At 70.1% G+C, this 10,031-nt stretch carries 7 protein-coding genes; 4 read left to right on the forward strand and 3 right to left on the reverse strand.

Annotated elements, in window-relative coordinates; all coding sequences use genetic code 11:
- The first annotated feature begins 237 nt into the window (after positions 1 to 237).
- The 4 genes from NM1_RS20880 (at position 238) to NM1_RS20895 (ending at position 6,332) form a co-directional block, all read left to right on the forward strand.
- A complete protein-coding gene (locus NM1_RS20880; protein ID WP_068022240.1) occupies positions 238 to 2,673 on the forward strand; it encodes a serine/threonine-protein kinase in 2,436 nt (811 codons plus the stop codon).
- On the forward strand, positions 2,670 to 4,844 hold the full coding sequence (locus NM1_RS20885) for a serine/threonine-protein kinase (RefSeq protein WP_068022244.1): 2,175 nt from the start codon (positions 2,670 to 2,672) through the stop codon (positions 4,842 to 4,844). Before NM1_RS20880 ends, NM1_RS20885 begins: the two co-directional genes overlap by 4 nt.
- On the forward strand, positions 4,841 to 5,551 hold the full coding sequence (locus NM1_RS20890) for a cyclase family protein (protein ID WP_084519848.1): 711 nt from the start codon (positions 4,841 to 4,843) through the stop codon (positions 5,549 to 5,551). Before NM1_RS20885 ends, NM1_RS20890 begins: the two co-directional genes overlap by 4 nt.
- 100 nt (positions 5,552 to 5,651) lie before the next feature.
- Complete coding sequence (locus NM1_RS20895; protein ID WP_084519849.1) at positions 5,652 to 6,332, forward strand: nucleoside/nucleotide kinase family protein; 681 nt, start codon at positions 5,652 to 5,654, stop codon at positions 6,330 to 6,332.
- On the opposite strand, the gene NM1_RS20900 is transcribed toward NM1_RS20895, so the two are convergent.
- The 3 genes from NM1_RS20900 to NM1_RS20910 are packed head-to-tail and all read right to left on the reverse strand — an operon-like array spanning position 6,317 to position 9,602.
- Positions 6,317 to 7,219 (reverse strand): PfkB family carbohydrate kinase, encoded by a 903-nt coding sequence (locus NM1_RS20900; RefSeq protein WP_068022250.1) that lies wholly within the window; start codon positions 7,217 to 7,219, stop codon positions 6,317 to 6,319. The two genes, NM1_RS20895 and NM1_RS20900, sit on opposite strands and share 16 nt — an antisense overlap.
- Before the next feature lie 20 nt (positions 7,220 to 7,239).
- Entirely contained in the window at positions 7,240 to 8,079 is an 840-nt protein-coding gene (locus tag NM1_RS20905) for an SDR family oxidoreductase (protein ID WP_068022253.1), read from the reverse strand.
- Positions 8,076 to 9,602 (reverse strand): aldehyde dehydrogenase family protein, encoded by a 1,527-nt coding sequence (locus NM1_RS20910; RefSeq protein WP_068022277.1) that lies wholly within the window; start codon positions 9,600 to 9,602, stop codon positions 8,076 to 8,078. The genes NM1_RS20905 and NM1_RS20910 overlap by 4 nt, the downstream gene beginning before the upstream one ends.
- Positions 9,603 to 10,031 lie beyond the last annotated feature (429 nt).

Raw genomic sequence — 10,031 nt, forward strand, 5'->3', positions numbered from 1 at the left:
TCCGCTGGTGAGATGCCGTCCGCAAGCGCGGTGCCCTCGTCATGCATGCTGCTGCCCCCGTCGCGTCGTGGTCGAAATGGGGTGGTTGCGTGTTGACGCGCAAATTATCATTTCGGGGAAACGCTCGGGGGATGATGGTTCTCGGGTGTGGCGGATTCTATCCGCCCTACCGCCAACCGACCAGTGCGGATTCCGGTCCGTGGCTGATCCGACAGGTCCGGTTCGATAGGTGCGGATATGAGTGACACTTCCGGCTTCGGTGGGGGGTTCGGGCGGCCAACGGCCGGAATCGAATTCGGCGCCGTCACCGCCTTCGCCGCTGCGTGGGAGTCCGGCGCCCGCCCGCCGGAGATCGGCGACTACCTGCCCGACGCGCAGACGCTGCGGCTGGACGCCCTGCTCGAGCTGATCCGGATCGATATGCGCTACCGCTGGCTGTCCCGCTCGCCGGGGTCGCCGTCGCCCGAGCCGGGGCCCGCGGGCAGGCGGTTGCACGAGTACTGTTCGGAATTCCCGGAATTGGTGCCGGAGGCGATTCCGCCCAGCCTGGTTTACGAGGAATTCGTGATCCGCCGCCACAGCGGCGAGCGGGTGGACCCGCGCGACTGCCTGCGGGAGTATCCGGACCAGGCGTCGCAGCTGCGGGAACTGCTCAACGCCGACGACGAGGACCACAGCACCCGGCGCGCGGGCATCGATCTCACGGCGACCATGCCGCCGCCCGATTCCACGGGCACCTGGGCCGGCGAGGCGACCCGCACCACCACCGGCCTGGTCAGCGGACCGTCCGGCTCCGGGGCCCGCGTCGATGCCCTCGGCCGCATCGAGATCGGGCAGCGCATAGACGATTTCGAGCTGCTGACCGCGCTGGGCAGCGGGGCGTTCGCGCGCGTATTCCTGGCCCGGCAGCGCAGCCTGCAGCGGCTGGTGGCGGTGAAGATCTCCGCCGACCGCGGCACCGAGCCGCAGACGCTGGCCCAGCTCGATCACGACTACATCGTGCGGGTCTTCGATCAGCGGCTGCTCGAGGAGTTCGATCCCGCCGCGGGCACCGACCCGCGAGCGCGCCGACTTCGCCTGCTGTACATGCAGTTTCTGCCCGGCGGCACGCTGCTGGGGGTGCTGCGCTGGGTGCGGGCCACCCCGGCGTCGCAGCGCACCGGGCAGCTGCTGCTGGACGCGGTCGACGCGGCGATGGAGGAGAAGGGGGAGATCCGGCCCACCGACTCCAGCGTGCGCGCCGAGATCGCGGCGTTGTCGTGGCCCGAAACGGTGGCCTGGCTGGGGCGGCGGCTGGCCGAGGCCCTGACCTACGCCGACGCGCAGGGCGTGCTGCATCGCGATGTGAAGCCGGCGAACGTGCTGCTCACCGCCGAGGCGGTGCCCAAGCTGGCCGATTTCAACATCAGCTTCAGCCGGACGCTGGCCGGCGCGAGCCCCGTCGCGTACTTCGGCGGTTCGCTGTCCTATATGTCGCCGGAACAGCTGGAGGCCTGCCATCCCGGCTACCAGCGGTCCGCCGATGATCTCGACACCCGGGCGGATATCTACTCCCTCGGCGTGGTGCTGTGGGAATTACTCACGGGTGCAAAACCTTTCGACGACGTCACGGCGGGCGAGAACGGCGATGCGACCACCCTGGCGCAGATGCTGCAGCGGCGGCGGGCCGGAGTCGATGCGGCGGCCCTGGAACAACTTCCCCCGGACTGCCCGGCCGCGCTGCGCCGAGTGCTGCTGACGTGTCTGGCCCCGGAGCGTGAAAAGCGCTGGGCGAGTGGAGAGGATCTGTCGCAGCAGTTGCAGCTGTGCCTGGACGAGCGGGCGCGCGATCTGGTCGATCCGCCGCCGGGCAGCTGGCGGCTTCGGCTGCGACCCTGGCGGGCGCTGCTGATGTCGCTGGCCATCGGAATCCCGAACCTGGCTGCGTCGCTGTACAACATCGAGCACAACCAGTCGTTGATCATCGAGCGGCTCAGCCCGCCGTCGCAGCACACCTTCCTGCTCGTCACCGCGATCGTGAACGCGGTGTTCTTCCCGGCCGGTACCGCGGTGCTGGTGTATCTGGCGCGGCGGCTGATCACCGTCCCGCGCGGGCTGCGCAAGGGCCGGGAATACGATCCGCAGGAGCTGGCGCGGGCCAGAACGGATGCGCTGCTACTGGGGGATCGCGCTGTGCTGGTGGCATTCTCGCTCTGGAGCCTGGCCGCGATCACCTTCCCGATCGCGCTGCAGCTGGCGACGGGGGAGGTCGGCGTGCGCGCGGTGATCCACTTCCTGTCGTCGGTGCTGGTGTGCGGCGCGATCGCGGTGGCGTATCCGTTCTTCCTGGTGAACTTCTATATGGTGCGCTGTATCTACCCGATGTTCCTGCGGCACGGTGATGTCAGCACCGCCGACGCCGGGCGGCTGCGCCTGCTCGGCCGCCGGGGCACCAGGTACCTCGCGGTGGCGGCGTCGGTGCCCCTGCTCGCCGTCGCCGGGGTGACATTCCTTCCGCCGGAGGACATTCCGCGCGTGGTCTTCGCCGTGCGGGTGCTGTGCGTGGGTGCGATCGTCGCGTTCGTGGTGTCCTATGTGCTGTTCCGGGCGCTGGAGGCGGATCTGCGCGCGCTGGAGCGGATCGCGGACCCCGTTGCCGCGCGGCGCGTTTCCGATATCGAGGGAGCGCCTTGAGCGGCCTCGGTCTCGGCACGGCTGTCGCCCGGTTCGACGCCGAGTGGCAGGCCGCGCTGAGCGAGCTGGACTACGACCCGCCGTCGCTCGCACAGTACGTACCCGAGGGAGGTGCGATCCGCGTGGCCGTGCTCGCCGATCTGGTCCGCATCGACCTGCGTCAGCGCTGGCGCAGGACGCGGCACGGCAAGCGAATGGCCGACTACGGCAAGGAGTTTCCCGAACTCGCCGCCAGTCCGCAGTTCCTGGATCTGGTGTGCGAGGAGTTCGCGCTCCGCAATCGGTACCGGCGCGTCACCGTCGCGGACTTCCTCGACGAATATCCGGAGCTGGCGGCGGAACTCACGCGGCGCATCGACGCCGGTGACCCGGACCCGTCCGGCCCCGGTTCGACCGAGGCGTACCCGGACACCGTCGAGGTGTCGCCGGGACACCGGATCGACGATTTCGATCTGGTGACCCTGCTGGGCGGCACGGAGGACGCGAAAGTCTTTCTGGCCCGGCAGCATTCGATGCAGCGCCTGGTCGCGGTGCGGGTCGAGACGGTCGGCACGCACGATACCCGGACCGTGGCGCAGCTGGATCACCCGTACATCGTGCGGGTCTTCGATCAACGCGTGATCTCGGGCGTGTCCGGCGGGCCGCTGCGGCTGCAGTACATGCAGTACCTGCCCGGCGGCAGCGGCGCCGACCTGCTGCGACTGCGGCGGTCGAGCTCCGACCCCGGCAGCGGGGCGCTGCTGCTGCGGTCGGTGGACGCCGTGATGGAGGCGCGCGGCGAGATCCGCCCCACCGATTCGAGCGTGCGCGCCGAGATCGCCGCGCTGTCCTGGCCGGAGACCGTGGCGTGGGTGGGCCGCCGGCTCGCGGCGGCACTGGACTACGCCGGTCATCAGGACGTCGTACACGGTGACATCAAACCCGCCAACGTGGTGTTCACCGCGGAAGGGATCGCGAAGCTGGCCGATTTCGCTGCCGCCGATCATTCGGACAACACTGTGGCCCAGCCGGTTTCGATGCACTACTGGGCGCCTGAGCAGCTCTCGTCGTCGGCGGCCGGAGCCGCGGTTGTGTCGGATGCGCGTACCGACCTCTATGCACTGGGCGTACTCCTGTGGGAACTACTGACGGGCGCGAGCCCGTTCGATGACGCGCCGGAGGAGACTCCCGACCGGCTCGCGGCACGCCGCCTTGCCGGTGTCACGGAGGCCGCCGAGGCGCAGCTGCCGTCCGATACACCCGCCACGCTGCGGCGGACCCTGCTGCGCTGCCTGGAACCCGATCCGCGGCTGCGCTGGCAATCCGGGGCCGAGCTGGCCGGGCAGCTGGATCTGTGCCTGGACGCCCGCGCCCGAGATCTCGTGGATCCGCCGCCGACGAGCCTGCGCTACCGTGCGCGCGGCTGGTCGCTACCGATCGTCTGGGCCTGCGTGGGACTGCCGAATCTGCTGGCCAGCCTCTACAACATCCGGCTCAACGAGAGCCTGATCATCGACCGGCTCTCGGTGGCAGCCCAGGATCGGTACTCCACCGTCGGGCTGATCAACAACCTGATCACGTTTCCGCTCGCGGCGGTGCTGATGACGCTGCTGACCTGGCGCGTGCTGGTGGTGACCCGTCGCCTGCGCCGCCGGGTCGCCGTGCCCGCCCGGGAGCTCGCGGTGGCGCGGCGGCAGTTGCTCTCGCTCGGTGACCGGCTGGTGTGGGTGCCGTTCGGGATGTGGCTGGTGGCCGGGATCGCTTGGCCGACAGCGGTGATGGCCACCGGTGTGGCGCTGCCCGCGCGCAATTTCCTGCACTTCTACACCGCCCAGGTGGTCTGCGCTGCGATCGCGCTGGCCTATCCGTTCTTCCTGGTCACCGTGTATGCCGTGCGTTCGGTGTACCCGCAGCTGCTGGTCGCGGGCGCGGTCGGGCCCGAGGACGGGCGGCAGCTGTGGCGCCTGGCCGGACGTGCCAATTTCTATCTGGCCGCGGCGGCGTCGGTGCCGCTGCTTGGGGTAGCCAGCGCGACCCTGGTTCCCGGCGATCAGCTGGGCCAGGTGATCGATCCGGTGCGCGTCCTCAGCGTCGGTGGCATCCTGGCCTTCGTGCTGAGTTATCGGCTGTTCCGGCTGCTGGAGATGGATCTGCGCGCGCTGGCCCGGGTCATCCCGCGGGGTGTCCGGTGACGGTGCCGTTCGCGCGCATCGTGGATTTGTCGCACGTGCACGACCCGGCCACCACGCCGCTGTACCCCGGGGATCCGGTCTTCACCAGCGAGACCGTTGCGACGATCGAGCGGGACGGATACTTCCTGCGCTGTATCCGGCAGGGCGAGCACACCGGAACCCACTGGGGCGCACCGATTCACTTCGATCCGGGCGGATGCGCGGCAGACGAACTCGAGCCCGAGGACCTGCTGCTTCCGGCGATCAAACTCGACCTCCGCGAAAAGTGTTCGGAGAACCGGGATTACGCCGTCACCGTCGAAGACCTGCGGGACTGGGAACGGCGCCACGGCCCGATCCCGGCCGGCGCTGCCGTGCTGGCCTGGACGGGCTGGGACGCGCTGTGGGGTACGCCCGAATTCCTCGGCACCGGCGAATTCGAGGGCCACCAACCGGGATTCGCGCCCGCCGCCGTGAACTGGCTGCTCGATACCGGGCGCCTCGGGCGCCGCGGCGCCCTGGGTATCGACACCTTCGGGCCGGATCTCGGGACCGACACGTCCTACACCGTGTCGAAGCTGCTCTATCGCGAGCATCGGATCAGCCTGGAGTGCCTCGCCAACCTCGCCGCGCTGCCCGACACCGGTGCCTGGGTGCTGGCCGGTGGCCCGATTCACCGCGGCGGGTCCGGGTCGCCCGCCGGTGTGTACGGCCTGATTCCGCGCTGATCCGCCCGGCTCGCCGTGTCCCTCGGCGACAAGCCGACGGCGTTCCGGGCTACGGAACGGCGCGGGCCGGAAGGGCGCCGACGCAGGTAGGGTCGGCCGGATGGTCGGTCATGGCGAGATATCGCTCGAAGAGCTGGCGGCGCGGGTGCGGGATCGGGCCGGGGCCCGGGACGGGCGGTTCGTGCTGGGCGTCGCCGGGCCGCCGGGAGCGGGTAAGTCGACTCTCGCCACGGCACTGCGCGACACCCTGAACGCGGACGCCGGTGCGCCGATCGCCGAAGTCGCGCCGATGGACGGATTCCATCTGACCAATGCCGAGCTGCGGGTGGCGGGCGCGCTGGCGCGCAAGGGCGAACCCGATACCTTCGATGTCGCGGCGTACCTGGACCGCCTCCGCAGACTCCGGGAACTGCCACCGGGACAGCGGCTTTCGTGGCCGATCTACGATCGCAAGCAGCACGAGCCGGTCCCCGACGGCGTGGTGTTCACCGAGCAGTCCATCGTGATCACCGAGGGGAACTACCTGCTGCTCGACGACGTCGGCACGGCCGGATGGTCGGCGGTGCGGGAGTACCTCGATGCGGCCTGGTATGTCGACGCCCCCGCCGAGCTGCTGCGAAAACGACTGCTGCGCCGCCACGTTCGCGGCGGGAAGAGCGCGGAGTTCGCGCGGTCGAAGGTGGCGGGCAGCGATCTGCTGAATGCGGAACTGGTCGCCAAGACGCGCGAGCGCGCGGATCTGGTGCTGCAGGCGAGCGGACGGAATTATCTGCTGCTCTGAGTCGCGCCGGATGTGTGCGGCGGCAGGTGCCGCATCCACTCCCGGGTGCCCAGGTATTCGCAGGACCGCGTCGCCACCGCCGCCGCGCTGCGCAAGGCGTCCGGAAACGACTGTCCGGCAACGTGATAGTGGCAGAAGGCACCGTGCAGGATGTCGCCCGCGCCGAGCGTATCGACGGCCGGTGCGCTCGGCACCGCGATGCCGCCCCGATCCTCCGGCGTCGAATACCGGATGGGCCCGCCGCCCTGGGTGATGGCGATACGGCCCACCCCGTACGCGTGCACCCGGTCGAACACCTCGTCCGGCGTCGCCCCGCTGTCCGGCGGCCGGAAGGAGGCCGAGCAGATCGCGATATCGACCAGCGGCAGCAGCTCGGCGTGCACGGGTCGCCACCGCCCGGCGTCCAGCACCACCGTGACGCCGGATTTCCTTGCCGCGGTGGCGAATCCGATCGCGGACTCGGGGTAGTGGCCGTCGGTCAGCACGATCGACGCGTCGTTGAGCGGGCCGAGCTGGGACGGCTCGAAACCCGCCGCGATCCGCGAGCCGTCCAGCGACACGATGGTGCGGGTACCGGTCTCCGTCGCCACCACCACGGACGACACCGGCGGCCGCTGGTCGCCGCCGGGCGTCATATCCACCGGCGCCACCCCGTGATCGTCCAGATCGCGCCGGATGACCTGTGCGAGTGGATGTTCGCCGAGCGCGGTGACCAGGGCGGGCGTGCGCCCGGACAGGAATGCGTACGCCACCGCCGCATTCGCCGCCGGACCGCCCGCTCCCAGGAACTGATCCTCCGCCTGGGTCTTGCTGTCCTCGGCCGGATACCGCCGTACCGCATAGGCGATATCGAGCGTCGCGAGCCCGACGAACACCGCAGTTGCCATGCCCGCGACGATAGCGAGGGCTACTTCTCCGCGGTGCGCACCCGGTCCTCGTAGGCCTTGCGCGCGGCCGTGTCGACCTCGTCGAGGAAGGCGCTCTGGGCGCCCAGGGCCCGGCCGATGGCGTCGCCCAGCGCCTCCGGCAGCAGCCCGACCACCTGCGAGATCACCCCTGCCACCGTGGTGACCCGCACCTTGGACCGGCGGTCGACCAGCAGCTTGGCGATGGCGTCGGCGATCTCCTCGGGTTCGGCCGGACGCAGCAGCTTCGGCGCGGTGACCCCCGAGCCCAGCTCGGTCTTCGTCAGCGTCGGCAGCACCGAGGAGAACGCCACCCCGCTGCCCCGATATTCCTCGCGCAGCGTGTCGGTGAAGCCGAGCACCGCGTGCTTGCTGGCGTTGTAGGTGGCCAGGCCCGGGATGTGGGTCTCCCCGGCCAGCGAGGCGATGTTGACGACGTGCCCGCTGCGGCGCGGCAGCATCCTGGCCGCCGCCAGCTTCGAGCCCAGAATCACCCCGTAGACGTTGATGTCGAGGATGCGCCGGGTCAGCGCGTCCGGCTCGTCGACCAGCTTGCCGGTCGGCATGATCCCGGCGTTGTTGATCAGCACATCGATCGGGCCCAGCTGCCGCTCCACCTCGTCGAGGAAGCTCTCGAACGACTGCTGGTCGGTGACGTCGAGCGGACCGTAGTGGTCGAAATCCCGTGCCGTGCCGGACTCCTTGACCGCCGTCTCGTCCACATCGCCGATGGCGATCTTCGCGCCCAGGGTCTGCAGCGCGGTGGCCGTGGCGAGGCCGATGCCGCGGGCTCCGCCGGTGATCACGACCACCTTGCCGCGAAGCGTTCCGAAGTCCGTCACTTGTCTTTACCTCCCACGGTGTTGATGACATCCATGATTCCCAGGCGACGCATGCCCCGGGCCCCGGCGGCGCGCATGGCGGCCATGGCGAAGCCGAGTTTCGTTGTGCTGTACGGGAACCAGAACAGTTCCTTCTGCTGCGTCGGCAGCATCGGCGCCGTCACGGCCTGCCGGCGGCAGTACTTGCGCACACCCTCCGCGCCGCCCCAGCGGTATCCCACGCCGGACTGCTGCCAGCCGCCCATCGGCAGGGCGAAGTTGAACAGGTTGGAGAACACGTCGTTGATGTTCACCGCGCCCGCATTCAGCTGCCGCGCAATGCGTTCGCCGCGCGCCTTGTCGCCGGTCCACACCGATGCCGACAGCCCGTAGATCGAATCATTGGCCCGCGCAACGGCTTCGGTCTCGTCGGCCACCTTCATCACGGGGAGGGTCGGCCCGAAGGTCTCCTCGGTCATGCAGGACATGCCGTGATCGACGTCCACCAGCACCGTCGGCTCGAAGTAGGTGCCCACACCGGTCGGCTTGCCGCCCGTCAAAGCCTTGGCGCCCTTGGCGATCGCGTCGTCGACGTGCCGGGTGACGATCGCCTTCTGCGCCTCGTTGGCCAGCGCGCCGACGTCGTAGCGGGATTCCCGGCCGTCGGTGCCCTGGCGCAGGCTGCGCACGTGCTCGCTCAGCTTGGCGACGAACTCGTCGTAGACCGGCTCCTCGACATACACCCGCTCCACCGAGATGCACACCTGGCCCGCGTTGAACAGCCCGCCGAACGCGATGCCGTAGGCGGCCCGATCGATATCGGCGTCGGCCAGCACGATCGCCGGATCCTTGCCGCCGAGCTCGAGGCTGTAGGGGACGAGCCGTTCGACGCAGGCTTTCGCGATCGCCCGGCCGGTCGCGGTCGAACCGGTGAACTGCACGTAGTCGACGGTGTCGACCACGGCCGCACCGGTTTCCCCGGCGCCGGTGGCCACCGCCAGCACCGGCGGCGCGCCGATCTCCGCCCAGCCGCGGGCCAGTTCCAGCGCCGACAGCGGGGTCACCTCGGACGGCTTGAGCAGTACCGCGGCGCCCGCCGCGAGCGCCGGAATGACGTCCAGCGCGGGCATGGCCAGCGGGAAGTTCCACGGCGTGATCACGCCGACGACCGGATAGGGCCGGTAGACGGTGGTGAGCCGCTTGACCCGGGCCAGCGGGCTGTGCGGCGACGGATGCTCGTCGGCGAGGAACTTGCCCGCGCGGCGCGCGTAGTAGCCGATCAGGTCCACCGAGAAGGCCGGATCGATGAGCGCGTCCACCCGCGGCTTGCCGGTCTCGGACTGCAGCACGTCACCGAGATGATCGGTGTTGTCGATGAGCCAGTCCTGCAGCTTCAGCAGCCACCGCTTGCGCCCCTCCGCGCCGATCGCCTCCCATTCCGGCTGGTACAGCCGGAGCTGGCCGACCTTGGCGGCGACCGTCTCCGCAGAGTCCACCGGCACGCGCCCGACCACCGCACCGTCGGCGGGGTTACGCACCTCGATCTCGCTCGCCGCGGTGGTTTTCTTCGCCGCACCATTCGACGCCGGGGCATCGGATACGGCGGTCCGGGCCGCGGAGGCCTCGGCTGCCACGGCTTTCGCTGCCGGGGCCTCGGTAGCGGGTGCCGCCGGGGCGGCGGTCTCGATCGCGGGAGTTTCGGGAGAGGGCTCGGCCGCAGGCGCCTTGGCAACTGCCGCGTCGGATGTCGGCGCATTCGAGGCTGGGGCCGTGTTCGCAGGGGACTCGGATGTCGGTGCCCCGGTAGTGGGGGCTTCGTCAGCCGGGGTTTTGGTTGCGGGGGATTCGGTGACAGAGGGCTCGGAGGCAGCGGCCTCGGCTGCGGCGGTCTCGGACGGGGAGGTCTTGGGCAGAGCGGTCTTGGACGGCGCAGGCTTGGACGCGGAGGTCTTGGCGGCGGCAGAGTTCTTGGA

Origin of the sequence: Nocardia mexicana NBRC 108244 (assembly GCF_001613165.1) — a bacterium.
GTDB lineage: Bacteria > Actinomycetota > Actinomycetes > Mycobacteriales > Mycobacteriaceae > Nocardia > Nocardia mexicana.

Coding starts and splice junctions, on each gene's coding strand:
- NM1_RS20880 (WP_068022240.1), top strand. CDS start 238: ATGAGTGACACTTCCGGCTTCGGTGGGGGGTTCGGGCGGCCAACGGCC.
- NM1_RS20895 (WP_084519849.1), top strand. CDS start 5,652: ATGGTCGGTCATGGCGAGATATCGCTCGAAGAGCTGGCGGCGCGGGTG.
- NM1_RS20900 (WP_068022250.1), bottom strand. CDS start 7,219: ATGGCAACTGCGGTGTTCGTCGGGCTCGCGACGCTCGATATCGCCTAT.